The organism is Streptomyces sp. NPDC088350, from assembly GCF_044753545.1.
In the GTDB taxonomy this organism is placed as follows: domain Bacteria; phylum Actinomycetota; class Actinomycetes; order Streptomycetales; family Streptomycetaceae; genus Streptomyces.
Map to the genome: position 1 here is coordinate 117,820 of NZ_JBIVNL010000011.1, position 25,083 is coordinate 142,902.

The window sequence follows — 25,083 nt, forward strand, 5'->3', positions numbered from 1 at the left end:
TCACGCCCGCAACGTGTCCTCCAGTTTCCGCGCGATCGCCGTGGCCTCCTCGGCCGGCAGCGGCAGGCCCTCGGCGCCGGTGACGTAGAAGGCGTCCACCGCGTTCGAGCCCAGCGTGCTGACGTGCATGCTGCGCACCCGGACCTTCGCCTCGTCCAGCGCCCGCCCGATCCGGTGCAGCAGACCGGGGGCGTCGTGCGCGCGCACCTCGATGACCGTCGCGTGCCGGGAGGCGGCGGGGGCGACCGTCACCCGGGCCGGCGGGGCCACGACACCCCGGCGGCGCGGATACGCGGCGTCGCGCTCGGCGAGGCGGCCCGCGATGTCCAAGGACCCGTCCAGGGCCCGTACGAGATCGGCGCGCAGCCGGGCGGCCTGGGGCAGGGAGCCGTACTCGGCGGCGACCCGCCAGTTCAGCAGCAGCACCGAGCCCTCGACGCCGTCCGGCAGGTCGAGCGCGCGCAACTCCGCCGTGCGGACGGTGAGGCGGTGCATCGCCAGGACGCCGGCCACCGCGGGCAGCACGCCCGGCTGGTCCGGTACGGCGATCAGCAGCTCCACACCGAGCGGTTCGGGGTCGCCGGCGGGCTCGTCCTCGGACGGGGGTTCGGTCTGGGCGCGGAGCGCGAGGACCGGGCCACCCGTTGCCACCGCTTCGATCGCGAGGCGTTCCTGTTCGGCGGTGGCCGCGCCGGCCTCGGGCTCCTCGGGGGCGTCCCCGGAGAGGACGGCGGCGACCCGCTTCACCAGGTCGTTGACGAGCGAGGCCCGCCAGGAGGACCAGGCGGCCGGTCCGGTGGCCAGCGCGTCCGCCTCGGTCAGCGCGTGCAGCAGCTCCAGGGTGCCCGTCGTACCGACCGCCTCGGCGACCGAACGGACCGTCGCCGGGTCCTCCAGGTCGCGCCGGGTGGCGGTCTCGATGAGCAGCAGATGATGGCGTACGAGGGTGGCGAGCACGGCGACTTCCGCGCGGTCGAAGCCGATGCGGGCGGCCACGTCCTTGGCGATGATCTCGCCGGCCACGGAGTGGTCGCCGGGCCAGCCCTTGCCGATGTCGTGCAGCAGCGCGGCGACCAGCAGCAGGTCGGGGCGGCTGACGCGGCGGGCGAACTCCGAGGCGCGGACGGCGGTTTCGATGAGGTGCCGGTCGACGGTCCAGATGTGCACGGCGTTGCGCTGCGGACGGCAGCGCACCCGCTCCCAGTCGGGCAGGAGCCGCGTGATGAGCCCCTCCGCCTCCAACGCCTCCCACACGTTCACCGTGGGCTGCCCGGAACCGAGCAGTGTCACGAGCTGTTCGCGCGCCTCGGCGGGCCAGGGCGTGGGCAGCGGGCGCACGGCGGTCGCCATGCGTCGTACGGCGTGCAGGGAGAGCGGAAGTCCTGCCTGGGCGGCAGCGGCGGCGGCGCGCAGCGGCAGCACGGGGTCGCGCTCGGGGCGTGCGGCGCGGGCGAGCACGACCTCGCCGTCCTGCTCCACGACGCCCTCGGCCAGCGGGGAACGCTCGGCGGCGGGTTTGGCGCCCCCGCCGAGCATGGCGCGCAGCCGGGGCCGCACGGCCCGCGACCGCAGCACGCGCCCCACTTCACGCCAGGTGACATCACTGGCGTACGACACGACGCGTGCCGCCTCGTAGACCTGCCGCAGCAGGGTGTCCGCGTCGAGCAGGCCGAGTTCGGCGGCGACCTGGTCCTGCTCCTGGAGCGCGAGCCGGTCGGTCGCGCGGCCGGTGGTGAGGTGCAGGGCGTCGCGCACGTCGAGGAGCCGGCGGCGGGCGTCGGCGAGGCCCTCGCGCGGGGCGTCGGCGAGCCAGGAGGCCGCTACGGCGCGCAGCGCGGTGGCGTCGCGCAGGCCGCCGCGGGCCTCCTTGAGGTCGGGTTCCAGGAGGTACTGCAACTCGCCCTGGCGCTCGGCGCGTTCGGCACACAGCTCTTGGAGTTCGGGGAGGCGCTTGGGCGCCTGGTTGCGCCAGTCGGCGAGGACGGCCGTACGCAATCCGGCGGTCAGGCCGAGGTCGCCCGCGAGGTGGCGGGCGTCGAGGAGGCCGAGCTGGACCTTGAGGTCCTCGCCGGCCGTCTTGCGGGCCTCGGACGGGGTGCGCACGGAGTGGTCGAGGGCGAGGCCCAGGTCCCAGACCGGGTACCAGATGCGGTCCGCGAGCGCGGCGACGGCGCCGGAGTCGCCGCCGTCGTGCAGGAGGAGCAGGTCGAGGTCGCTGCGCGGGGAGAGTTCGCCCCTGCCGTAGCCGCCGACGGCGACCAGGGAGACGCCCTTGAGTGCCTCGGAGCCGGCGGTGAAGAGGCCGGACAGCCACTCGTCGGTCAGTTCGGCGAGGGCGGCACGGCGCGGCGGCCCGGACCGCGCCCCCTCAGTGAGGAGGCGCAGCCGGGCCGCCGCGTAGCCGCTGGGTCCGGAGTCCTCTGCATCCTTGCGCACGTCCGTACTCGTCACCCAGCGACTCCTGTTCTGTTTCCTTTTAGAGCGCGTCCGGTCCGCGCTCGCCGGTCCTGACCCGGACGGCGGTCTCGACCGGGAGGGACCAGACCTTGCCGTCACCGATCTTGCCGGTGCGGGCGGCCTTGACGATGACGTCGATCAGCTGCTCGGAGTCGTCGTCCTCGGCCAGCACCTCGATGCGGATCTTGGGGACCAGGTCGACCGTGTACTCGGCGCCCCGGTAGACCTCGGTGTGTCCCCGCTGACGACCGTAGCCGCTCGCCTCGGTGACCGTCAGACCGTGGACCCCGAAGGCCTGGAGGGCTTCCTTGATCTCGTCGAGCCGGTGGGGCTTCACGACGGCGGTGATGAGCTTCATGCGTCCACCTTCTTCGTCTCCGGAGCGGCCAGGGCGGAGCTGCCGATGCCACCGCCGGCGCCGCTGAAGTCGTATGCCGTCTCGGCGTGCTCGGCCTGGTCGATGCCCGCGACCTCTTCGTCCTCGGTGACCCGCATACCGATGGTCTTGTCGATGAGGAAGGCGAGGACCGCGGAGGCGACCAGGGAGTAGCCGAGGACCGCGCCGACACCGGCGAACTGCTTCCACAGCTGGGTGAAGGAGTGGTCGCCGTAGAAGACGCCGGTCGCGGCGGACTGGCCCTTGCCGGTGGCGAAGAAGCCGATCAGCAGGGAGCCGAGGATACCGCCGACCATGTGGACGCCGACGACGTCGAGGGAGTCGTCGATGTTGAACTTGTACTTCAGGCCGACGGCCGCGGCACAGCCGACACCGGCGATGGCGCCGACGGCGATCGCGCCCAGCGGGGAGACCGCACCACCGGACGGGGTGATCGCGACCAGACCGGCGACGGCACCCGAGGCCGCGCCCAGCGTGGTGAACGCGCCGTGGCGGATCTTCTCGTAGGCGAGCCAGGCGAGCATGGCGGCGGCGGTGGCGACCTGCGTGTTGACGAACATCAGCGCGCCGACGCCGTCGTCGTTGCCGAGCCACGAACCGGCGTTGAAGCCGAACCAGCCGAACCACAGGAGACCGGCGCCGAGCATGACCAGCGGAAGGCTGTGCGGACGCATGGGGTCACGCTTGAAGCCGACGCGCTTGCCGATGACCAGGATGACGCCGAGGGCGCCGGCACCGGCGTTGATGTGGACGGCGGTACCACCGGCGAAGTCGATCACGCCGAGCTTGAAGGCCCAGCCGTCGGCGCCCCACACCCAGTGGGCGACCGGGACGTAGACGACGGTCAGCCACAGGGCGACGAAGAGCGACCAGGCCGAGAACTTCACGCGGTCGGCGATGGCACCGCTTATCAGGGCCGGCGTGATGACCGCGAACATCATCTGGAAGACCATGAAGACGAAGATCGGGATGGTGTAGCCGGGCCAGAGGTCCGTCAGGCCGACCTTGCTCATGCCGAGCCAGTCGGAGTCGTAGCCGATGAAGCCGTTACTCGAACCGAAGGCGAGCGAGAAGCCGTACAGAACCCACAGGATGGTGACGATCCCGATGCTGATGAAGCTCATCATCAGCATGTTCAGGGTGCTCTTGACGCGGACCATGCCTCCGTAGAAGAAGGCGAGTCCCGGTGTCATGAGCAGCACCAGGGCAGAACAGATCAGCATGAAGCCTGTGTTCGCGGAGGACAGTTTGGGTGCCTCAGCGGCAAGCGTGATGGCGGCTGATGCCATCGGCGTCTCCTCGTCGGTTGTACGGCCCCGTGCGGGCGAAGCCTGGATGCGGTCCGGTCAAGGCGGGGGGGTCCGGTTATGCGCCATGAGATTGGCGCAGCGCGGTTTCCGTCGACGCCCCACGTTGTTTCGCCGGAGTGACGAAGGCGCCGCGCGTGTTACGCGTCGATGAACTGCCGGATCTCCGACCGCGCGATCGTTATCGTGGCGCAACCTTCCCCGACGGTACGAAACCGGCCGCGCCCGGCCTTCCGAGGGCCTGGCGCGGGGAGCCGGGTCCACCGGTCCGGGAGGGGCGGTCGCCCCCGGGGCATGGGGTTCGGACCGCTTCGGGGCTCTCCCGCGGCTCGGCCACGAGCCTCGCGACGCGGTCGACCATTCCGGCCGGAGGACCGGCACCACGGACCACCGCGGGGACGGCCTTTCGAATACGAGTCACCAAGGGCCGGGGGGTGAAGTTCTGGTGCGTGACCTACGGCTGCCGAGCGCGAGCAGCAGGGCGGCGAGTCCTGTCGCGAATGCGGACAGCACGGACTTGGCTCCCGTGTTCATCGGCACCGCGTGGAACCGGCCGCGGTCGGCCTTCCGATGACCTGGCATGGGGGAGCCGAGTCGGGCGGTTCGGGAAGGCCGGCCGCGGCCGGGGCTCGGGGGGTCAGACCGCCTCGGCGGTCTCCGGCAGCTCGATCGCGAGCCGGTCGGTGAGGTCGACTACCACGGCGAGATCGCCGAAGTCACGGACCGCCGTGTCGACGGTCTTTCGGATACGAGTGTTGACGCGCTCGGAGCGCACCTTCTTGGCGATCGTCATGGCCTCCGTCGCCAGCACCGCGCTCTGCTCGGGCTCCCGCTGCAGCAGGTGCACGGTGGCCATTCCGATGAGGTTGAGCGCGTACGACCGCTGGTGCACGTCGTCCTTGGCGAAGAGGTCCACCGCCCGCTGCATGACGGGCTCGGCGAGCGAGGCGTAGGCGGGGCTGCGGCCGGCGACGTAGGCCAGGTCGCGATAGGAGTGCGAGTTCTCGCCGTACAGCTCGGCCTCGGAGAAGAAACGGATCCAGTCCGGGTCCGGGTCGTCCCAGTCGTGCACGTCCGCGAAGGTGTCCTCGGCCATCCGGACCGCCCGCTTGCACTTGCCGGGCTGCCCCATGTTGGCGTAGGCGCGGGCCTCCATCGCATACAGCATCGACTGGGTGCGCGGACCCGCGCAGTCCCGGCTGCCGTACTGCGCGAGATGGATCAGCTCCAGCGCGTCGTCGGGCCGGCCGAGGTGGATCATCTGGCGGCTCATGCTGGACAGGACGTACGACCCGAGCGGCTTGTCGCCCGCCTCCTTGGCGGCGTGCAGGGCGAGGACGAAGTACTTCTGGGCGGTGGGCTGGAGCCCCACGTCGTACGACATCCAGCCCGCCAGCTCGGCGAGTTCGGCGGCGACCTTGAACAACTTGCGGTTGGTGGCCTCGGGTTGGGGCTCCTGAAGGAGGTCGGTCACCTCGTGCAGCTGTCCTACGACCGCCTTGCGGCGCAGGCCGCCGCCGCACTGGGCGTCCCACTTGCGGAACATCGCCGTGGTGGACTCCAGCAGCTCCAGCTCGGGCCGGGAGAGCCGCCCCATGTGCCGGGAGGACGCGGCCGGCTCGGGCTCCTGCTGGAGGACCGAGGGGCCGGGGACGAGCCAGCGCTGCATCGGCTCGATGAGGGACGGCCCCGCGGACAGGGCCAGCGAGGTCCCGAGGAAGCCGCGCCGCGCCAGCATGAGGTCGCTGCGCGAGAACTCGCTGAGCAGGGCCACCGTCTGCGGGGCCGTCCAGGGCAGGTCGACACCGGACACGGACGGTGCCTGGCGGGCCGCGCGCAGGCCCAGGTCCTCGACGGAGACGACACAGCCGAAGCGCTCGGAGAACAGCTCCGAGAGGATCCTCGGGATCGGCTCGCGCGGATTCTCGCCGTCCAGCCAGCGGCGCACGCGCGAGGTGTCCGTCGAGATGTGGTTGGCCCCCAACTGCCGCGCCCTGCGGTTCACTTGACGCGCCAGCTCACCCTTGGACCAGCCGCTGCGCACGAACCACGAGCCGAGCAGCTCATTGGGGCGCTTGTCCGTACTGGCCGCGGTTGTCCCGCTTCCGCCGTTGCCGCCCACTGGAACGCCCCCATCCCTGGAACCACTTGTCGCCGCTGTGCGCCAAGCCCTATCAGAATGCCGGTAAATACGGCCTCCCGTCCGCTACTTGTCACCCTTCGAACGAGATGCCGAGTTGCCTCCGGCATACCCACGAGCGCATGTGCCCCGGGGGCTTGTGCACTCAAAGTAATCCTACGATCACTGCTCCAGCCACGGCGATCCCGGAAACGCCACCATTCGCCACCCCTTCGAATGAACTCCCGGTTGCCCGCGCACGATTCACTTGACATAGGACGGCCGGGAGTGGGCGCAGTGGTGCACGCAGGGGCGCGCGCCATCGAGCACACCACCCGGGGCGCCTCCGAGCGCCGCCTGGACCGGGTGGCACAGGGCAGGTGTGGACGCAGAGTAACGGCCTGCATCCGTCTCGTAACCACCGGTGCGTCGGACCCGTTGGAGGGGGCATGGGCTTCACGATCGGCAGCAGCCGGGGTATCCGCGACATCCGGTCCGGCACGCGCCGCCGCGGCCGCACCTCGGAGTGCACGGCTGTGGCCGAGTTCACCGGGCTGTGGGGCTGGGACGTGGTCGCGGGCGCACGGGCCGCGGGCGGCGCCTGTTCCTGCGGCGACACCACGTGCCCCGCGCCGGGCGCGCATCCGCTGACCTTCGCGCCGGAGGTGCGGGCCGGTGCGACCCTCGACGAAGTGACCGAGACCTGGGCCGAGTTGCCGGGTGCGTCGGTGATGCTGCCGGTGGGGCGCGCGTTCGACGTGATCGAGGTGGCCGAGCCCGCCGGGCGCCGCGCGCTGGCCCGCCTGGAGCGGATGGGCCTCCCGCTCGGCCCGGTCGCGGCGACCCCCGACCACCGCGCCCACTTCTTCGTCGCCCCCGGCGCAGCCGCCGAACTCCCCTCCCTGCTCTACCGCATGGGCTGGGACGACCCCACCTCCCTGGACCTCCGCGGCCTCGGCCCCGGCACCCACATCACCGCCCCGCCCTCCGACCGAGGGGGCCTGGGCCCGGTCACCTGGCTCCGCTCCCCCGCGCTCGACTCGGCGACACGGCCACCGGCGGCACGGCTGCTGCTGGGCACGCTGGCGTACGTGGCACACAGGTCGCGCGCGTAGCCGTAGAGATGACGAAGTGCCCGTCCCCAACGGCGAGTTGAGGGACGGGCACTTCTTGGATGGGGGGACTGCAGCGCGCCCTGAAGGGGCGCGGGGCTGTGACATTTGCGGCTCCGCCGCGCGGGCGCGACCAGCCCCCACCGGGCCCGCAGACAAAAACCCGGGCACCCAGCGGAGCGTCAGTCGCCGATAAGGGCGTCAACAAACGCCTCCGGCTCGAACGGCGCCAGATCATCCGCACCCTCGCCCAGCCCGATCAGCTTCACCGGCACACCCAGCTCCCGCTGCACCGCGACCACGATGCCCCCCTTGGCCGTCCCGTCCAGCTTCGTCAGAACGATGCCGGTGATGTCGACGACCTCAGCGAAGACCCGCGCCTGCACCAGCCCGTTCTGCCCGGTGGTGGCGTCGAGGACGAGCAGCACCTCGTCGAGCGGCGCATGCTTCTCGACAACCCGCTTCACCTTGCCCAGCTCATCCATGAGCCCGGTCTTCGTGTGCAACCGCCCGGCCGTGTCGATGAGGACGACGTCGACCCCCATCTCCTTGCCCTCCTTCACCGCGTCGAACGCGACGGAGGCGGGGTCACCGGCCTCGGGCCCGCGCACGGTGTGGGCACCGACACGCTCACCCCAGGTCTGCAACTGATCGGCGGCGGCAGCCCGGAACGTGTCGGCGGCACCGAGCACGACGGTCCGCCCGTCGGCCACGAGCACCCGGGCCAGCTTCCCCGTGGTGGTGGTCTTGCCCGTGCCGTTGACCCCGACGACCATCACGATGCCGGGCTTGCGGTCCTCGGGCTCGGTCTTCACCGTGCGGTCGACGTCGGTGCCGACCAGCTTGAGCAGCTCCTCGCGCAGCAGCGCGCGCAGCTCCTGCGGGGTCCGGGTGCCGAGCACCTTCACGCGCTCGCGCAGCGCGTCGACCAGCTCCTGGGTGGGCGCGACGCCGACGTCGGCGGTGATGAGGGTGTCCTCGATCTCCTCCCAGGTGTCCTCGTCGAGGTGCTCGCGCGACAGGAGCGTGAGCAGCCCCTGGCCGAGCGCGCTCTGGGAGCGGGAGAGCCGGGAGCGCAGCCGGACCAGGCGTCCGGCGGTCGGCTCGGGGACATCCAGTACGGGGACGTCCAGTACGGGGGGTTCCTCGACGGCGACCGGGGCCGAGCCGTCCGGAAGATCCACCTCCTCTATCGTCCGGCGCGGTTCGTCGCGCGGCGTCTCGGCCTCGTCGCCGACGTGCGGCTCGGCCGGCGGGGCGGTGATGTCGGGGACGGAGGTGGGCGGCGGGGGCAGCGGCTTCTTGCGCCGGCTGCCGACGACGAGCCCGCCCAGCGCACCGAGCACGACCACGGCGATGACTACAGCAAGGATGACGGTTTCCATAACGGGTCCAGTATCCGCCATGGGTCTCGCCGGGGCCCAGCGCGGGCGCGGCCCGGGGCGTCGGCGCCCCGCCGTCCTCGTCCCCAGGCGTCCTCGTCCCCGTCGACCCCGTCCCCACCGACAGGCCCGGATGGTCATAGTCATGACCATGGCCATCTGACGTACCGTCAGCTACCGTCCCCCACCAACCACGTAAGGGGGACCTCCCATGCCCGTCTCGGTCGTACGCTTCAACCTCGTCGAACCCGGCGCCACCCCCGCCTCACTGAGCGCCCGCTACCGCGCCGCCCTGGAGATGGCCGCGTACGCCGACGAACACGGGATCACCACCGTGCAGACGGAGGAGCACCACGGCGTGGCCAACAACTGGCTGCCGTCGCCCTTCGCCTTCGCGGGCGCGGTGTTCGGCGCGACCCGGCACATCGCCGTGACCGTGTCGGCGGTCATCGGCCCGCTGCACGACCCGCTGCGGCTGGCCGAGGACATCGCCGTACTCGATCTGCTGAGCGGCGGCCGGCTGGTGACCGTGGCCGGGATCGGCTACCGGCCCGAGGAGTACGCCCAGTTCGACGTGGACTGGAAGCGCCGGGGCCGGCTCCAGGACGAGCTGCTCGAAACCCTCGTGAAAGCGTGGTCCGGCGAGGAGTTCGAGTACCGGGGCCGTACGGTACGGGTCACCCCGCGGCCGTTCTCGGACCCGCACCCCCTGCTGCTGGTCGGCGGTTCCTCGAAGGCCGCCGCGCGCCGGGCCGCCCGGCTCGGTCTGCCCTTCTTCCCCAGCGCGCACCTGCCCGACCTGGAGGCGTACTACAAGGACCGGCTCGTCGAGTACGGCACCGAGGGCTGGACGATGATGCCGGGGGCCGAGACCCCGCTGCTGCACATCGCCGAGGACCCGGACCGGGCCTGGGCCGAGTACGGCGCGCACTTCCTGCACGAGGCGCGGACCTACGCCTCCTGGCAGTCCGGCGAGATCCGCTCGGCGGTGAAGTCGGGGGCCACGACCGTGGCCGAGCTGCGCGCGGAGGGCGTCTACCGCATCCTCACGCCGGACCAGTGCGTGGCGCTGGGTCTCGACAATCTCGTACTGCATCCGCTGTCGGGCGGGATGCCGGTGGACGAGGGATGGCGGAGCCTGCGTCTGTTCGCGGAGCGGGTGCTGCCGAGGCTCGGGGAGTGACTCTTACCCGTAACCGGTGGACCGGCCGGTCCACCGGTGGTCCACTGCGGTCATGACCTTGGCAGTGGATGTGTTCCTGCGCGACCCGGATGGCAAGTGGAACGTCCTGGACGTTCCGGAGGGGTGTGACGACTCGGCCGGGTTCGAGAACTGGCGCGAGACCGTGTGGGGTTCGCAGGCCGTACGCTCGCTCGGCGCCACGTACCTTCCCGTGCTGGCCTCCAGCGACCTGTACGTCGAGGCCTCGGACGTGCCGGGTTTCCTGGGCGAACTCGCGCTGGTGCGGGCGCACCTCGAAGCCGTCGCGGCGGCGGTCGAGGAGGAACCGGACCTGGTCGGGAGCCGGCTGGACAACATCGAGGCGGCCTGCCTGCGCGCCCGGGAGATCGGCGGCGGCGTCCTGATCTGGTGAGTCCGCCGAGCTACGGCGGAGGGGTTTCGGGGAGACGGGCGGCGGGGGATTGAGCCCGTCCCCCCGAGTTCGTGGGAGGGGGCTCGGTCAGCCCATCTCCTCCAGTTTCTTGCCCTTCGTCTCCTTCACGAACTTCAGGACGAACGGGATGGAGAGCGCGGCGAAGACCGTGTAGATCACGTAGGTCGCGGAGAGGTTCCAGTCGGCCAGCGACGGGAAGCTCGCGGTGATGGCCCAGTTGGCGATCCACTGCGCGGAGGCGGCGACGCCCAGGGCGGCGGCACGGATCTTGTTCGGGAACATCTCGCCGAGGAAGACCCAGACCACGACACCCCAGGACAGGGCGAAGAAGAGGACGAAGACGTGGGCCGCGATCAGGGCGGTCCAGCCCTGCGCGGCCGGCAGCTTGCCGTCGACGAGGTGGTAGGAGAAGGCCCAGGCCTCCAGCGCGAGCCCGACGACCATGCCGACCGAGCCGATGAGGGCCAGCGGCCTGCGGCCGATGCGGTCCACGAAGATCATGGCGATCACGGTGCCGATGATGTTGATGATCGACGTCGTGAAGGAGTAGAAGAACGACTGCGTCGGGTCGACGCCGACCGACTGCCACAGTGTCGAGGAGTAGTAGAACGCGACGTTGATGCCGACGAGCTGCTGGAAGGCCGAGAGGCCGATGCCGACCCAGACGATCGGCTTGAAGAAGAAGCCGCCCCCGCCGAGCAGGTCCTTGAAGGTCGACTTGTGCTCGCTCTTCATCGCGTGCTCGATCTCGGCGACGCGGGCGTCCAGGTCGATGTCGTCGCCCTCGACCTCACGGAGCACGTCGTGGGCGCGGCTGAGCTTGCCGGCGGAGATCAGGAAGCGCGGGGACTCGGGGATCGCGAAGGAGAGCAGGCCGTAGAGGACGGCCGGGACCACCATGACGCCGAGCATGACCTGCCAGGCCTCCAGGCCCATGAGCTTGCCGCGCTGGTCGCCGTCGGCGGCGTTCAGCAGACCCCAGTTGACCAGCTGCGAGATCGCGATGCCGATGACGATCGCGGCCTGCTGGAAGGAGCCGAGCCGGCCGCGGTAGGCGGGCGGGGAGACCTCGGCGATGTAGGCGGGGCCGATGACGGAGGCCATACCGATGGCGAACCCGCCGATGACCCGCCAGAAGGCGAGGTCCCAGAGCGCGAACGGCAGCGCGGAACCGACGGCGCTGACGGTGAACATCACCGCGGAGATCTGCATACAGCGGATACGGCCGATCCGGTCGGCTATCCGGCCGGCGGTCGCCGCGCCGATGGCACAGCCGATCAGGGCGATGGCGATGACCTGCGCCAGGACCGTGGAACCCACGTCGTAGCGGTCGCGGATCGCCTCCACGGCACCGTTGATCACGGAGCTGTCGTAGCCGAAGAGGAAGCCGCCCATCGCGGCCGCCGCCGCGATGAAGATGACATGCCCGAGATGTTCGGGATGAGCCGACCCGGCTCCTGACTGGGATGCCTGCGCAGTGCTGGTCACGTGCAACTCCTGATGCCACCGGCGTCGCTGCCGGGTGGGGGGCGACCCTTCCAGTGGCGCACAGCTTCCCGCCGCCCACCACCTGAAGGCCAAAGCAACGTTGCAGAGACTATTCCTTCAAGTTTCGAAGTCAATAGTGGGTCTGGTGTGACTTTGAACCCCGCAGGTCACAGGTTTGCGTTCAAGAGTTGAACGATTGGGGAAGGCCTAGCGAAGTCGCTGCGAGATGACCTTCGACACTCCGTCGCCCTGCATGGAGACGCCGTACAACGCGTCGGCGACCTCCATCGTGCGCTTCTGGTGGGTGATCACGATCAGCTGCGAGGCCTCCTGCAGCTCCTGCATGATCCGGATCAGCCGCTGGAGGTTGGTGTCGTCGAGCGCCGCCTCGACCTCGTCCATCACATAGAACGGGCTGGGCCGCGCCTTGAAGATCGACACCAGCAGGGCTACGGCCGTCAGCGACCGCTCGCCGCCGGAGAGCAGGGAGAGCCGCTTGACCTTCTTGCCGGGCGGGCGGGCCTCCACGTCCACCCCTGTGGTGAGCATGTTGTCGGGATCGGTCAGGATCAGCCTGCCCTCGCCACCCGGAAACAGTCGGCTGAAGACACCCTCGAACTGAAGGGCCGTGTCCCGGTAGGCCTCGGTGAAGACCTGCTCGACGCGCTCGTCGACCTCCTTCACCACTTGAAGCAGGTCGGCACGGGTCTTCTTCAGGTCCTCCAGCTGTTCGCTGAGGAACTTGTGCCGCTCCTCCAGCGCCGCGAACTCCTCCAGCGCGAGCGGGTTGACCTTGCCGAGCTGCTGGTAGGCCCGTTCGGCGGACTTGAGCCGCTTCTCCTGCTCGGCGCGGTGGAACGTCCGGGGCTGGTTGCGCGGGTCCTCCGGGTCGTCCGGCAGCACCTCGCCCTCGGCGGCGAGCGAGGGCGGCACGAGCTGGTGCGGGCCGTACTCCTCGACGAGCCCCGCCGGCTCCACGCCCAGCTCCTCCAGCGCCTTGGTCTCCAACTGCTCGATCCGCATCCGCTTCTCGGCACCGAGCACCTCACCGCGGTGCACCGAGTCGGTCAGCTTGTCGAGTTCGCCCTTGAGGTCGCGCCCCTGATGACGGGCGGCCGTCAACTCCTGCTCGCGGCGCGCCTTGGCCGCATCGGCGGCGGTCCGCTCCTCGTCGGCACGGCGCAGCGACACCTCGACATGAGCGAGCAACTGCCGCGCCCCGAAGCCGACGGCCGCGGCGACGCCCGCCTCGTGCCGCAGCCGCGCCAACCGCTGCTCGGCCCGCGCCCGCGCCTCACGTTCCGCCCGGGCCCCCCGGTCCAGCGAATCGGCGCGCCCGGCGAGCCCCTTGACCCGCTCCTCATGCGTACGGACCTGAAGCCGCGCCTCCATCTCGGTCTGCCGAGCGTTGGCACCGTCGGCGGCGAGCCGGTCCCGCACGGAGGTGTCGGGCTCCTCCTCGACCGGCATCTCCTCAGCCACCGCCAGCCGCTCGGCGAGCACCTCAACCTCTTCTACGGCCCTGTCGAGCGCCTCCTGCGCCCGTGCCGTCGCCGCAACCGACCGCTCGGCCTCACCCGCGGCACCCCGCGCCTGCCCGGCCAGCCGCCCCAACTGCTGTGCTACGGCGGACTTCTCACGCTCTGCGGCCCGGCGCCGGTCCCCCAACTCCTCGACGAGGGCGGCACATTCCTTGCGCCTTTCGGCTGCGACCTGCTGGGCACCGGCCAACTCCTCGCAGCGGACGGCCAGTTCCTCCAGTTCGGCGGCGGCTTCGTCCACGGAGGCCTGGACTTCGAGGAGGCTGGGGGCGCCGGCGGAACCGCCGTGGGCGAAGTGGGCACCGAGGAGGTCGCCTTCGGCGGTGACCGCGGTCAACTCGGGGTGTGTGTATACGAGTTCTTCGGCGGCTTCGAGGGTGTCGACGACGACGATGTTGTGCAGGAGGCGGCGGACTGCGGGCATGAGGTCGGCGGGGGCGCGGACGAAATCAGCGGCGAAGGGTTGTCTGTTGTCTGCGGGTTCGTCGTGGCTGGTCGCGCCCCGCGGTGGAGCCGCAAATGGATGCTGCCCCGCGCCCCTTTGGGGCGCCCCAGTGGACGGCGTTGAATGGTCAAGGCCGCTTGCCAGCAGCAGCGCCGCCCTGCCCCCGTCCTGCTTGCGGAGCAGGCGGATCGCGTCGGCCGCCGAGGACGGTGTCGTCACGGCGATCGCGTCCGCCGCCGCGCCGAAGGCGGCGGCAAGCGCCACCTCGTGACCCGGGGTCACCGTCAGCAGTTCCGCCGCCGGACCCAGCAAGCCCGTGAGCCTGTCCCGTGCGCCCAGCAGTATCCCCGTGCCGTCCTTCCGCCTCAGGCCCAGCGCCAATGCGTCGCGGCGGGCCTGGGTGGCGGCGCGTTGGCGTTCTGCCGCGGTGGACGCCTCACGGGCGGCGGACTGGGCGGCTTCCGCTTCCGACAGTGCGGCCCGGGCCGCCTCGTGCCACTCGGAGAGTTCCGCGTCGCCCGCGTCGAGGCCGTCGACCTCGGCCTGGAGAGTCTCGTACTCCTGCTGTGCGGTGACCGCACGCTCCTGGGCCTCGTCGCGGGCGGAGGCCAGGCGGTCGATCTCGGCCTGGGCGGAGGCGGCGCGGGAACGGGCCGCGTTGACCTGGCCGTTGAGCCGGGCGAGGCCCTCGCGGCGGTCGGCGATGGAGCGGGCGACATCCTTCAACCGGCGTTCCTCTGCGGCCAGTTCGCGTTCCAGGTCGGAGCGGTGGGCGACCGTGTCCTCCAGCGCGTGCTCGGCCGCCTCCAGGGCCGCTTCGAGTTCGGCCTCCTGTTCGCGGATCCGGGCGGCTTCGCGCTCCATGTCCTCGGGGTCACGGCCGCGCCGTTCCTCGGGGGGTGCGGAGGTCGCGCTCTTCACGCGGGCATCGGCCAGCGAGATCGTGCCGCGCACCCGTTCGGCCAGCTGGGACAGCTCGTACCAGGTCTGCTGGGCGCGCTGGAGGCGCGGGGTGAGCTGCCGTACCTCGTCCTCCAGGAGGCCCTCGCGCTGGAGTGCCTTGCGCAGCTCCAGTTCGGCGGCCTCCTTGCGTTCCTTCAGCGCGGCCTCGTCGGCGATCTCTGTGTTGAGCGCCTGGCGCAGGCGTACGAGGTCGTCGGCCAACAGCCTCAGGCGGGCGTCGCGGAGGTCGGCCTGGATGACGGCGGCGCGGCGGGCGACGGCGGCCTGGCGGCCAAGTGGCTTGAGCTGTCTGCGGAGTTCGTCCGTCAGGTCCTGCACGCGCGCGAGGTTGGCCTGCATCGCGTCCAGTTTCCGGAGCGCCTTCTCCTTGCGCTTGCGGTGCTTGAGGACTCCGGCCGCCTCCTCGATGAAGGCGCGGCGGCCCATGGGGTCGGCGTGGAGCACGGAGTCGAGCTGGCCCTGGCCGACGATGACGTGCATCTCGCGGCCGATGCCGGAGTCGGAGAGGAGTTCCTGGATGTCGAGGAGGCGACACGTGTCGCCGTTGATCTGGTACTCGCTGCCGCCGTTGCGGAACATGATCCGCGTGATGGTGACCTCGGCGTACTCGATGGGCAGCGCCCCGTCGGAGTTGTCGATGGTCAGGGACACCTCGGCGCGGCCCAGCGGGGGGCGGCCGGTGGTGCCGGCGAAGATGACGTCCTCCATCTTGCCGCCGCGCAGCGACTTGGCGCCCTGTTCGCCCATGACCCAGCTGAGCGCGTCCACGACATTGGACTTGCCCGAGCCGTTCGGACCGACGACGCACGTGATACCCGGCTCGAACCGGAGCGTGGTCGCCGAGGCGAACGACTTGAACCCCCGCAGGGTCAGGGCCTTGAGGTGCACGCCGCTGGACTCTACCTTCCGCCGCTCGCTCTCTCCATGAACGTCCGGTTCCCCGCGGTTTCGCCCTTGAACATGCAGGGCACACCAAACGTTAAAGAGGGTGGAAGCTTGCGGGGGAAAGAAAGAAGGGACGCCGAAGCGTCCCTTGCAAACTCTGACAACTTAGCGGTTGATACAGGCCGCCCAACCACTGCTTGTCATGATGCGGTGCAGTGATCAGGTGAGCGCGGGCTCCGCCTGGCGTGCGTCGAGCTCGAGGAGCGAATCGTGAGTTGCGGCAGCCGTCAGCGCGTCGTTCTCTTCCTGGATCCGTACGAGTTCGGATTCCAGGTCCTGGACGCGCTGCTGGAGCCGTCGCATCTCGGCGAGGAGTCGCGGATCGGAGCCGCCGACGTAACCGAGAAGCGCCTTTGCCATGATGGATGGTCCTCCACACTGAGTGACCGACCGAAGCGGTGTGGGTCGTGAGGGAATCGCACCCGCGATGCTTGACACACTCGAGGGTTGCTCTGCTGTTCTTCCATGCCAAACAGCTAAGGTGCGCGGGGTTTTCAGCGTCTCACCAAAATGTTTGACGGTCAACACGATCACGCCCCGTATTGGCGGGCAACCCGGGGGCACGCGGCCCGGACCGGGCGGCGCTGCGACTCCTGCGGGGCCTCTCAGGGTGTGGCGATCATTCTTAGCTGCGGAGCCTGCCAGAGCGAGCCGTTCTTGGCAACCACCAGGCAATCTCTGCTGTGGGCAGCTGCCGTTGGCATGTACCGCCGCTCCCGCCAGGGCCGGTTTACACCGTTTCGCAGAATGTGCTCAGCGGATCGCGAAGCCGTCGTAGCCGCCGCGAGGTGTGTCCCAGATCTCGGTGACGCCGTCCACGCACCCGGGCGTGTCGTGCCCCCTGAGCCAGTCGAGGAGTCCTTCACAGCCCTCGCGTGACCCCTCCGCGACCACTTGCACGCGTCCGTCGCCCAGATTGAGAGCAAAACCACTCAGGCCGCCGATCTCCAGGGCCTTGGCACGGGTAAACCACCGAAAACCCACACCTTGCACACGCCCTCGCACCCAGGCGACCATCCGTACATCCTCGCTCATGGCTGCAACCTAACCGGCCAAAACCTCTCTGGGCACTTGCTCCCCTCGCGCCATGCGGTACCGTCCGCCCCAATGAATCTCATATGAAACTCACTCGATCGAGTGAGCTGGGTCACCGCACGGACGAGTTGACCGCAAGGACGAAAGGCAAGGACATGGGACGCCACCGACGCTCCGCCGCCGGCCGCGCCGCCACGAGCCGCGCCACGGGGGTCACAGAGACGCACGGCTCATACACGAGCGGCTACGACCCGCATGACTCGTACGACTGGAACGACCGCTCCGACCTGAACGACCGCTCCGACTGGAACCCGGCCGCCGGCTCGACGATCGGCATGGCGCCCTATCTGCACCCGGAGGGCCCCGCCGAGTTCCACCCGCACCACCAGGGCCACGCGAACCACCAGGACCCTACGGACCACCAGGTCCCGCCGAAGAGCGAGGCCCGGCTGCGGGCCGAGTCGCGCCTGAAGGCCGAAGGCCGCCTGAAGAGCGAGGCCTATCTGTTCGCCAACGAGGAGGACTACGCCGTGGTCTTCCCGGAGGCGGCGGGCTCCTCCTCGCGGGGCGACGGTTCACGCCCGGGTCGCGGGCGCCGCCGTAAGCGCAAGGGCGTGACGCCGGTCAGGACCGGCCTGCTCGGTGTCTCCGCCGCCGTCGCCATCGGCACGGTCGCGGTCGCCGCCGGCGCGGTGCCGGGGCTGGACAACTACAAGCTCGGCGGCGGCAACAGCTCGGACAAGGTGCAGGCGGCCGGCTCGCCGTCCAACTCGGCGACCGAGCAGGGCGGCACCTCCGGCAGCGCTCAGTCGCGTGACAACGGCTCGTCCACGAGCCGCGACGCGAACCGCCCGGCCTCCCCCTCGGCGGCTCCGACCAAGTCCGCCACCGCTCCCGCCACCAAGGCCCCGACGAAGAAGCCGACGGCCACCCCGACCGAGGAGCCGACCACGGCCCCCTCGGCGAAGCCCACCACTCCGGCACCCACGCAGTCCGCCGCCGCGCCGGTGACCGTCTCCGCGGAGGCCGCCGCCGAGGCCGAGGTGCTCAAGCTCGTCAACGAGCAGCGGGCGCTCGTCGGCTGCAGCCCGGTGTCGGCGAACAGCGCGCTGACCGAGCTGGCCGAGAACTTCAGCACGCAGATGGCCGACGAGGACTTCTTCGACCACACCGACCCCAGCGGGGCCACTCCGTGGGACCGGGCGGAGAAGCTCGGCATCACCAACCTCGGCGGCGAGAACATCGCCCGCGGCCAGGCCGACGCGGCCGCGGTCATGGACGCCTGGATGAACAGCGCAGGCCACAAGGCCAACATCCTGAACTGCGACTTCAAGACCCTGGGTGTCGGTGTGCACTTCGGCACCGGCGGCCCCTGGTGGACGCAGGACTTCGGGTACTGACCAGCTCGTCACCGACAGGGAGCACTAACCTTCGGTTAGTGCTCCCTGTCGGTTAGCGCTGGGTTCGCGTAGGCTGTTGAAATGGACACTACCCAGGAGCGTACGGAGGAGCAGAATTTCCCGTACAACGTGTTCGCCAAGGCCTGCCCCTCCCGAGCCACCCTGGAGCACATCACGGGCCGCTGGGGCGGGCTCACCGTGTGCGCGCTGTACGAGGGCTCGCTGCGCTTCAACGAACTGCGGCGCCGCGTCGACGGCGTGAGCGAGAAGATGCTCTCGCAGACCCTGCACGCCCTGGAGCGCGACGGCCTGGTGCACCGCGAGGCCCAGCCGACCAACCCGCCCCGCGTGGACTACGAGTTGACCCCGCTCGGACACGGCATCGCCGAACGCCTGATGGGACTCGTCGACTTCGTGGAGAGCCGCATGGACGACGTCCTCACGGCCCGCGCACGCTACGACGAGACGCGCGACGGCCTCCAGACCCGCGGCAGCCTCTAGATCCGCGGCGGCCTCTGACACTCCGGGCAGAAGTAGCTCGACCGGTTCATCCACGCCCGCCGGCTCATCGGCGTACCGCAGCGCCGGCACGGCAGGCGCTCGCGGCCGTACGCGTCGAGCGAGCGGTCGGAGTAGCCGGACCGGGTCGGCGACAGCCGAGCCGGCTTCTCCCCAAGACACCGACGCCACGGCGTGAACGTGCAGGTGATGGCCGATCCAGCCGGACGACTGCTGTGGATCTCACCCGCACCACGTCGAGCGCGGCATCGCACGACTGAAGTCGGCCCCGCCGTCAGGGGCGTTGTGCCAGGTGTACGACGTTCCACTCTCGCTCCAAGGGTGTGCCGTGACCGCCCCGCCACGGGCCGGCGACGGGGTCGCGCGCTGATGGACCCTGGACGGAAGGAGTGGCCATGTCATTGCCGGGCCATGTCGGACCTACGGGTGTCCCCCGGCCACCGGCGTCAGTCGCACAGGCTCGCCACCACCAGGCTGTCGAACGCCAGGCGGCCCGACTGGGACGCCGTGACCCGTACCACCGCGTCCTCGCCCGCGTCCTCGACGGGCAGTCGCGTCGCGGAGATCCGGCAGCGGAGGTCCAGTTCCACCGGGGCGTGGAAGGCGCTGCGCAGTTCCACGGGCAGGACGCGGTACGGGGCGCACGCGGCCTGGGTCGCCTGGCGGGCCGCCTCAAGGAGCAGCATGCCGGGGACCTGGTCCGTGGGGTGGTCGAACAGGACCGGGTGACTGGGATCGATCCGCAGCTCCCATTCGAGGCCCCGGCGGGCCGAGGCCGAGCGGGGGATGCCCAGGACCACGTCCCGTTCGTCGAGGCGGCCGACGATCGGGGGTGGGACCGGGTCCGGCTGGGTGGGGAAGTCACCTGGTTCGACTGGGGAGTTGGGCCCGTCGCCGATGGGTGACACGCGTAGCGCCAGACGCCCCGCACCCGCGAAGACCTCGCCGCGCACCAGGTCGGCCTCCAGCGTGAGCCCGGTCAGCGCGCCGGCCTGGCGCCGGACGTCCGTGGCGGAGACGTCCAGGCGTATCTCGGCGGGGCGGGGGCCGAGGAGGACGGCCCCGGGGACGATGCCGACGTCCAGCTCGGCGATGTCGCAGCGATGGTCCGCGGGCACTCCGTAGTACGTCTGCCCGAGCAGGACGGACGCCTGCCGCAGTGACTCCGCGGCGAGCAGCGGGTCGTGCCAGGAACCGGCGATGGGCGCGTAGAAGGTGTGACCGCGCGGCCACTGCGCGCCCAGCCGGAAGGTGTCGGGGCCCAGCCGCAGCCAGTCGGTGATCAGCACCTCGGCGATCGCGCTGCGGTCGACCAGGTGGCGCGGAGCGGTCCGCACGAATCGCAGATCGGCCTCGCCCCTGGCATACGGCGGTGAAGGAAGGATGCGGGAGGAATCGGTGACGGACACGCAGGTTGCCTCTCTGGTGGTCAACGATGCTAGGTCCTGTCGTCACATTCCCGTCGTCCGCCCGGAGGGCGGGTCCTGCGGCGTCAGGTGCGTGCTCTGGGGGTCCCCCGGCCGGAGGCTGAGGGGGTGCCGGGCGCAGGCCCGCGTGCTGGTTGTACGTGGGTCTGTGCCCGGTGCGGCGAGTGGGGGTCCCCCCTCTGGGGAAGCGTGCATGACACCGCAGGACAGACGGGAGTATGGCGACAGGGCCCAGGGACCGGTCCGGCGGTGAGCGGGCCCCCGGCGGTTCGGCAGGCGGTGCGGGTGACGGTGGTGACAGGGGTCGCGGGGCGGGGCATGGCGGGCCCGGGGCGGGGCAAGGGACCGGGTCGGGCGGGTCAGGCGGCTGCGAGGGCGGTGAAGCGACCGGCGTGGAAGACCAGCGGGCCCGCCTGCTCGGTCAGGGCTCCTTCGACGGCCTCGGCGATGACCAGCTCGTGGTCGCCCGCCGGATGAATGGTGGCGATACGGCAGTCCAGCCAGCCAAGACCGTCGGCCGGTATGGGATGCCCGGCCCGGGTCGACACCCAGTCGCCCACGGCGAACCGGTCCGCACCCCTGGCGCTGAACAGGCGGCACAACTCGGCGTGTTGGTCACCGAGGATGGTGACCGCGAAGCCGTCCGCCGCGCGGATGGCCGGCCAGGTGGTGGAGGTGTCCGCGGCGCACAGGGCGACCAGCGGCGGGTCCAGGGACACGGACGTGAAGGAGTTCACCGCCATGCCCTTGGGACCCTCGGCGGTGTGCGCGGTGACCAGCACCACTCCGGTGGTGAACCGGCCGAGGATGTCGCGGAACGAGCGCTGCTCCAGCATGAGTTGAATCCGTTCGCGTGAGGTGTGGGTGGGGCCTGGGGTGGGCTCGGGTGGGTCTCAACCGGGGGAGGGTGCCGGGCCGGAACGGGCGGGGGAACGAACATCCCGGCCCGGCACCCGTCTTGGGGGGCGAATCGGAAGGCGGGGCCTTCCTCACGCCGGCCGGAACTACTTCGCGCGGCTCGCGATCGCCCAGTCCACGGCCTCCTGCGGACGCGCCGCCGAGCCCGTGATGCGCGGCGCGACATACCGGGCGAGCAGCTCCATGCTGCGGTTGGTGCGCTCGTACGACGCCCAGTCGGCGACGTACACGAGGAGCGAGCCGAAGCCGCCGGTGATCTCGTGGAGCCGCTCGATGCCGCTGACCACGTCGTCGACCGAGCCGACCAGCGCGCCGCCGGCCTCGACACGGGCCTCGAGGGCGCGCTCGCGCGGGGTGTCCGGGCTGATCACCTCGCGCCCGGCCGCCTTGCCGAAGTACTCGAACAGCCAGCGGTCGTAGCCCTCGCGGACGTCCGCGAACGCCTCCTCGCGGGTCTCGGCGACATGCACCGGCAGGGCGATCCGCCACTTGTCGCGGTCCAGGGTCTGGCCGTGCTCGGCGGCGGACTCCTCCGCGTACTTCCACTGGTGGGCGAGGTTGATGTGCGCGGGGGCACCAGGTGTGAGCAGGGCGAAGGGCAGCGCGAACGACGTCATGCTCAGGCCGTACTGGCCGATCAGGCTCGGGCTGGTCTTCGAGGTGCCGGAGGTGGCCACGGCCACCTCGATGCCCTGCGGGCTGAAGCGGGGCAACTGGAGCTTGGCCTCGTTGAGTTCGAACCAGTCGGTCTTCTGGTTGATCCGGCCCTCGCCGTTGACGAGTTCGAGGACGGTGGGCAGCGCCTCCTCAAGACGGCGGCGCTGCACCGGCTGCTCCAGGCCGAACATCTTCGCGTCGAACGGCACACCCGGGCCGACGCCCAGGATGTAGCGACCGCGGGTCAGGTGGTCGAGGTGTACGGCCCTGCTGGCCACGTGGAAGGGGTGGTGGCCGGAGAGCGGGACCACGCCGTGGGCCAGCTTGATCTGGCTGGTGCGCTGCGAGGCGGCGGCGATCATCGTCTCGGGGGCGCCGACGAGGCCCCAGCCGAGCGTGTGGTGCTCGCCGAACCACGCCTCGTCGAAGTTGAGGTCGTCGGCGAGCTCGACGAGGTCGAGGTTCCGGCGTATCGCGAGATGCGGGTCCTGGCCGGTCTCGTGGACGGGCGAGAGGAAGAGTCCGATACGGCTGTGCACAGCAGACCTCCGGGAAGCGAGTGCGAAAGGGGTGAATTACCGTGAATAGGGCGCAAGTTGGGCGCGAGAACGAGCGAGAAGTGGCGCAGGGGCGAACGGGGGCGAGTGGCCGGGGAGTTGGACGGGGTGCGAGCCGGTTGTGGCGGGCTACGAGACCCGGTACACCGCGTCCTTCAGTGAGCGGACCTTCTCGTAGTCGGCCTCCAGGACGTGGTCGTCCGGGGCCGTGAGGAACACCCTCATCGAGCTGGTCAGCAGGTCGACCGTGGGGCGGATGCGGGCGCCGGGCGCCAGCTTCACGCCGGCGAAGAACACGCTCTCCAGGCCGCGGATCTCGGCGACGGCGGTCTCGTCGACCGAGGCCACGACGCCGTCGAGCTCGGTCGGGGTGTTGTAGACGACCGCCGGCTGGAGCCTGCGGTAGACCCGGCCCGCGTACGCCGCCCGGAACTCGTCGGGCCGGGCGTACGCCTGTGCCGTGAGCGCCGCCTGGTTGTGGCCCAGGCACACGTCGTGGAACGGGGCGTTGATGTTGCCGTTGAGCCGGGTGCCGATCTCGACCAGGACCGGGCCCTCGTCGGTGACGATGACCTCGGCGTGCGCCGGGCCCCACTGGACGCCGAGCGCGGCGAGCACCTCGTCGACGTACGCGGTCAGGGCGGGTACGGGGTCGGCGTCCGGGTCGGCGAGGAGGTCCCGGTTGTAGATGTTCTTGCCGGACGGCAGCAGCGTCTTCTCGTACTCCCACACCCCGCACACATAGCGCTCGCCCGCGCTGCTGACGGTGTCGACGATGTACTCGGTGCCCTTGAGGTAGGACTGCACGAGGATCTCGGTGTTGGCGCCGCCGAAGATGTCCTGGGTGCCGAGCACCGCCTCCGCCGCCGTACGCACCGCCTCGACGCTGTCGCAGACGACCACACCGTCCGAGGCCGCCGAACTCAGCGGCTTGACCACCACCGGGTAACTGCCCTGCTCCTGCGCCCAGTTCACGATCTCATCCGGGTCCGCGCTCTTGAACTGGCCCGCGCAGCGCACACCGGCCCCGCGCAGCGCCTCGATCATCTCGTACTTGTCGCGGCGGGCCCGGGACAGCGCCGAGCCGTTGGACGGCACACCGAGCGCCTCGCTGAGCCGGTCGGCGAGCCGGACGGCACCCTCCTGCCCGGGGACCACGCACAACGGGCCGTACGGGCGCAGCAGTTCGACGAGTTCACGCTCGTCCGCGCAGACGATGTTGCGGGAGTACGCGGTCAGGTCCGGGGCCTGCATCGTCGGGTTGAGCCGCGGGGTGCTCTGGACATGGACCACGTCCGCGCCGTACGCGGCGAACGCGGCGGGGTAGAAGTTGCCGGCGGAGTAGCCGTCGACCACAACGGCGACGGGGCGGGTGCTGCTGGTCATGAACGGGCCTCCGACTCGATGAAGCGGGCCAGGCGGGCGATGCCCTCCCGCACGGCGGCGGGCGGCAGATTGCTGAAGCCGAGGCGCAGCGCCCGCTCGCCGCCGCCCTCCAGGTGGAACATCCGCATCGGCGCCCACGAGACGGCGAAGTCGCGCGCCGAGCGCCCCATCGCGGCCAGGTCCGCCTCGAACGGCACCTCGACGACGAGGAAGAAGCCGCCGCGCGGCCGGTTCCAGCGCACCCCGTGCTCGGCGTACCGCTCGGGCGGGAAGTGCTCGGCGAGGGCGTCCAGGGTCGCCGCGAGCCGCTCCTGGTACACGGCCGTCAACTCCCGCGTGGCGCTGCGCAGATCATGGTCGGCCTCGACGAGGATGCCGCCGATCGCGGCCTGTGAGAGCGAGGACGAGCCAACGCTGAACATCGCCTTCGCCTTGGACAGTTCGGCCGCGAGGGTGCGCCTGGTGCCGTCCTCGCCGACGACCTCGCGGTCGGCGACCAGATAGCCCAACCGGGCACCGGGGAAAGCCGACTTGGCGAAGGAACCGAGGTAGACGACATCGCCGCGGGTGTCCAGCGACTTCAGCGTCGGCAGCCGTTCGCCGTCCTTGGCGAAGAGCCCGTACGGGTTGTCCTCCAGGATGGTGAAGCCCTCCTCGGCGGCCAGCTCCAGCAGTCGCCTGCGGGCGTCGACCGGGACGACCGTGCCCGACGGGTTGGAGAAGTCGGGGACCAGATAGAGCGCGGCGGGACGCTTGCCCTCGGCCCGCACGGCACGCACCGCGGCGGCCACAGCCTCGGGTTCGAGTCCGTTCGGGCCCTCGGTGACGGCCCTGACCGGGATGTCCAGCATGCGGGCGGCGCCCCGGATACCGACGTACGCGGGCGACACGGACAGCAGGACGTCGTCCGGGGAGCGGAACAGCCCGCGCAGGGCGATCAGCGCGGCCTCCTGGAAGCCGTGCGTGATCATGATCGCGTCGGACGGGACAACGATGTCCTCGTCCCGGTCGAGCATCAGCGCGACCTCGTCCTGGATGAAGCCGTTGACGGGCCCGTACTGGAACATCAGGCGGGTGATGCGCTGTTCGGGCACGCCCCGCTCGCGCAGATGCGCCAGATAGCGGTGCACGTACCGGGAGAGTTTGGCCAGGTCGTGCGTGCCGTCGTGGGGCGCGCCCGACGAGAACGACAGGGCGTCGGGGAACTTCATCGCCGTCTCGCTGAGCAGGCGCATCGAGTCCATGTCCGGATCCACGACGCCGGCGTGCAGTTCGTCCTGGCGGAGCGCGGTGTCTTGCTGAACCGGTGTTGCGAGCACGTCAGTCGGTCCTTCCGAGGAGTCTCTTGCGAGGGAGAGGGAGGGAGAGGGAGGGCGGAGGGGAGGGGAGTTCGCGAGGAGCGGGTCGGGTCG

The 25,083-nt window shown here is 70.8% G+C and carries 19 protein-coding genes and 2 pseudogenes; 6 read left to right on the forward strand and 15 right to left on the reverse strand.

Features of this window, described 5'->3' with window-relative positions; translation table 11 throughout:
- From ACIQBL_RS34725 to ACIQBL_RS34740, 4 genes are all read right to left on the reverse strand, one after another.
- Positions 1-2,451: a [protein-PII] uridylyltransferase gene (locus ACIQBL_RS34725; protein ID WP_401949080.1), complete on the reverse strand. Its 2,451-nt coding sequence runs from the start codon at positions 2,449-2,451 to the stop codon at positions 1-3.
- Between the two features lie 25 nt (positions 2,452-2,476).
- The gene (locus ACIQBL_RS34730) at positions 2,477-2,815 is read right to left on the reverse strand and encodes a P-II family nitrogen regulator (RefSeq protein WP_043680493.1); all 339 of its coding nucleotides are present in this window, start codon (positions 2,813-2,815) and stop codon (positions 2,477-2,479) included.
- Positions 2,812-4,143 carry an ammonium transporter gene (locus ACIQBL_RS34735; protein ID WP_401949082.1) on the reverse strand — a complete coding sequence of 444 codons (1,332 nt, stop codon included), beginning with the start codon at positions 4,141-4,143 and terminating at the stop codon, positions 2,812-2,814. Before ACIQBL_RS34735 ends, ACIQBL_RS34730 begins: the two co-directional genes overlap by 4 nt.
- A 655-nt stretch (positions 4,144-4,798) precedes the next feature.
- The gene (locus ACIQBL_RS34740; protein ID WP_401949085.1) at positions 4,799-6,283 is read right to left on the reverse strand and encodes a hypothetical protein; all 1,485 of its coding nucleotides are present in this window, start codon (positions 6,281-6,283) and stop codon (positions 4,799-4,801) included.
- A 446-nt stretch (positions 6,284-6,729) separates the two neighbouring features.
- Between ACIQBL_RS34740 and ACIQBL_RS34745 the strand changes: the two genes are divergently transcribed.
- Positions 6,730-7,395, forward strand: a complete 666-nt coding sequence (locus ACIQBL_RS34745; RefSeq protein WP_401949087.1) for a bifunctional DNA primase/polymerase — start codon at positions 6,730-6,732, stop codon at positions 7,393-7,395.
- 179 nt (positions 7,396-7,574) lie between these two features.
- Here the strand turns inward: ACIQBL_RS34745 and ftsY are convergent, their stop codons facing one another.
- Positions 7,575-8,777 carry a signal recognition particle-docking protein FtsY gene (gene ftsY, locus ACIQBL_RS34750; RefSeq protein ID WP_401949090.1) on the reverse strand — a complete coding sequence of 401 codons (1,203 nt, stop codon included), beginning with the start codon at positions 8,775-8,777 and terminating at the stop codon, positions 7,575-7,577.
- A 208-nt stretch (positions 8,778-8,985) separates the two neighbouring features.
- Here ftsY and ACIQBL_RS34755 point away from each other — a divergent pair, with 208 nt between their 5' ends.
- Both ACIQBL_RS34755 and ACIQBL_RS34760 read left to right on the forward strand, forming a co-directional pair.
- On the forward strand, positions 8,986-9,957 hold the full coding sequence (locus ACIQBL_RS34755) for an LLM class flavin-dependent oxidoreductase (protein WP_401949093.1): 972 nt from the start codon (positions 8,986-8,988) through the stop codon (positions 9,955-9,957).
- Positions 9,958-10,009: 52 nt separating this feature from the next.
- Positions 10,010-10,369, forward strand: a complete 360-nt coding sequence (locus ACIQBL_RS34760) for a hypothetical protein (RefSeq protein WP_401949095.1) — start codon at positions 10,010-10,012, stop codon at positions 10,367-10,369.
- 87 nt (positions 10,370-10,456) lie between these two features.
- On the opposite strand, the gene ACIQBL_RS34765 is transcribed toward ACIQBL_RS34760, so the two are convergent.
- From ACIQBL_RS34765 to ACIQBL_RS34780, 4 genes are all read right to left on the reverse strand, one after another.
- Entirely contained in the window at positions 10,457-11,878 is a 1,422-nt protein-coding gene (locus tag ACIQBL_RS34765) for a sugar porter family MFS transporter (RefSeq protein ID WP_401949098.1), read from the reverse strand.
- A 207-nt stretch (positions 11,879-12,085) separates the two neighbouring features.
- The gene (gene smc / locus ACIQBL_RS34770) at positions 12,086-15,715 is read right to left on the reverse strand and encodes a chromosome segregation protein SMC (RefSeq protein ID WP_401949100.1); all 3,630 of its coding nucleotides are present in this window, start codon (positions 15,713-15,715) and stop codon (positions 12,086-12,088) included.
- Positions 15,716-15,931: 216 nt separating this feature from the next.
- A complete protein-coding gene (locus tag ACIQBL_RS34775) occupies positions 15,932-16,132 on the reverse strand; it encodes a hypothetical protein (protein ID WP_019068749.1) in 201 nt (66 codons plus the stop codon).
- A gap of 393 nt (positions 16,133-16,525) precedes the next feature.
- The gene (locus ACIQBL_RS34780) at positions 16,526-16,807 is read right to left on the reverse strand and encodes an acylphosphatase (protein WP_401949103.1); all 282 of its coding nucleotides are present in this window, start codon (positions 16,805-16,807) and stop codon (positions 16,526-16,528) included.
- Positions 16,808-16,962: 155 nt separating this feature from the next.
- On the opposite strand from ACIQBL_RS34780, the gene ACIQBL_RS34785 reads away from it, so the two are divergent.
- Together ACIQBL_RS34785 and ACIQBL_RS34790 are read left to right on the forward strand one after the other, a co-directional pair.
- Positions 16,963-18,207 carry a CAP domain-containing protein gene (locus tag ACIQBL_RS34785; RefSeq protein ID WP_401949106.1) on the forward strand — a complete coding sequence of 415 codons (1,245 nt, stop codon included), beginning with the start codon at positions 16,963-16,965 and terminating at the stop codon, positions 18,205-18,207.
- A gap of 81 nt (positions 18,208-18,288) precedes the next feature.
- Positions 18,289-18,708, forward strand: coding sequence for a winged helix-turn-helix transcriptional regulator (locus tag ACIQBL_RS34790; RefSeq protein WP_401949108.1), 420 nt, complete (start codon positions 18,289-18,291; stop codon positions 18,706-18,708).
- Here the strand turns inward: ACIQBL_RS34790 and ACIQBL_RS34795 are convergent.
- Positions 18,705-18,848: pseudogene (locus ACIQBL_RS34795) on the reverse strand (DNA-formamidopyrimidine glycosylase); the annotation flags it as partial. The gene ACIQBL_RS34790 and the pseudogene ACIQBL_RS34795 sit on opposite strands and share 4 nt — an antisense overlap.
- Between ACIQBL_RS34795 and ACIQBL_RS34800 the strand changes: the two are divergent.
- Positions 18,847-18,984, forward strand: a pseudogene (locus tag ACIQBL_RS34800) (IS5/IS1182 family transposase); the annotation flags it as partial. The pseudogenes ACIQBL_RS34795 and ACIQBL_RS34800 sit on opposite strands and share 2 nt — an antisense overlap.
- Positions 18,985-19,172: 188 nt before the next feature.
- Here ACIQBL_RS34800 and ACIQBL_RS34805 read toward each other — a convergent pair.
- The 5 genes from ACIQBL_RS34805 to ACIQBL_RS34825 form a co-directional block, all read right to left on the reverse strand.
- Positions 19,173-20,135, reverse strand: coding sequence for a ScbA/BarX family gamma-butyrolactone biosynthesis protein (locus ACIQBL_RS34805; RefSeq protein ID WP_401949111.1), 963 nt, complete (start codon positions 20,133-20,135; stop codon positions 19,173-19,175).
- Between the two features lie 377 nt (positions 20,136-20,512).
- Positions 20,513-20,989, reverse strand: a complete 477-nt coding sequence (locus tag ACIQBL_RS34810) for a flavin reductase family protein (RefSeq protein WP_401949114.1) — start codon at positions 20,987-20,989, stop codon at positions 20,513-20,515.
- Between the two features lie 168 nt (positions 20,990-21,157).
- Positions 21,158-22,267, reverse strand: a complete 1,110-nt coding sequence (locus ACIQBL_RS34815) for an LLM class flavin-dependent oxidoreductase (RefSeq protein WP_401949117.1) — start codon at positions 22,265-22,267, stop codon at positions 21,158-21,160.
- A gap of 147 nt (positions 22,268-22,414) precedes the next feature.
- Positions 22,415-23,671, reverse strand: coding sequence for an ATP-grasp domain-containing protein (locus ACIQBL_RS34820; protein ID WP_401949122.1), 1,257 nt, complete (start codon positions 23,669-23,671; stop codon positions 22,415-22,417).
- Complete coding sequence (locus tag ACIQBL_RS34825; protein ID WP_401949124.1) at positions 23,668-24,990, reverse strand: PLP-dependent aminotransferase family protein; 1,323 nt, start codon at positions 24,988-24,990, stop codon at positions 23,668-23,670. The genes ACIQBL_RS34820 and ACIQBL_RS34825 overlap by 4 nt, the downstream gene beginning before the upstream one ends.
- Between the last annotated feature and the right edge of the window lie 93 nt (positions 24,991-25,083).

Excerpts from the sequence above, each read along its gene's own strand:
- ACIQBL_RS34820 (WP_401949122.1), bottom strand. The coding sequence starts at position 23,671 with ATGACCAGCAGCACCCGCCCCGTCGCCGTTGTGGTCGACGGCTACTCC.
- ACIQBL_RS34785 (WP_401949106.1), top strand. The coding sequence starts at position 16,963 with ATGGGACGCCACCGACGCTCCGCCGCCGGCCGCGCCGCCACGAGCCGC.
- ACIQBL_RS34755 (WP_401949093.1), top strand. The coding sequence starts at position 8,986 with ATGCCCGTCTCGGTCGTACGCTTCAACCTCGTCGAACCCGGCGCCACC.
- ACIQBL_RS34730 (WP_043680493.1), bottom strand. The coding sequence starts at position 2,815 with ATGAAGCTCATCACCGCCGTCGTGAAGCCCCACCGGCTCGACGAGATC.
- ACIQBL_RS34790 (WP_401949108.1), top strand. The coding sequence starts at position 18,289 with ATGGACACTACCCAGGAGCGTACGGAGGAGCAGAATTTCCCGTACAAC.
- ACIQBL_RS34780 (WP_401949103.1), bottom strand. The coding sequence starts at position 16,807 with ATGAGCGAGGATGTACGGATGGTCGCCTGGGTGCGAGGGCGTGTGCAA.
- ACIQBL_RS34760 (WP_401949095.1), top strand. The coding sequence starts at position 10,010 with ATGACCTTGGCAGTGGATGTGTTCCTGCGCGACCCGGATGGCAAGTGG.
- ACIQBL_RS34810 (WP_401949114.1), bottom strand. The coding sequence starts at position 20,989 with ATGCTGGAGCAGCGCTCGTTCCGCGACATCCTCGGCCGGTTCACCACC.
- ftsY (WP_401949090.1), bottom strand. The coding sequence starts at position 8,777 with ATGGAAACCGTCATCCTTGCTGTAGTCATCGCCGTGGTCGTGCTCGGT.
- ACIQBL_RS34745 (WP_401949087.1), top strand. The coding sequence starts at position 6,730 with ATGGGCTTCACGATCGGCAGCAGCCGGGGTATCCGCGACATCCGGTCC.
- ACIQBL_RS34775 (WP_019068749.1), bottom strand. The coding sequence starts at position 16,132 with ATGGCAAAGGCGCTTCTCGGTTACGTCGGCGGCTCCGATCCGCGACTC.
- ACIQBL_RS34735 (WP_401949082.1), bottom strand. The coding sequence starts at position 4,143 with ATGGCATCAGCCGCCATCACGCTTGCCGCTGAGGCACCCAAACTGTCC.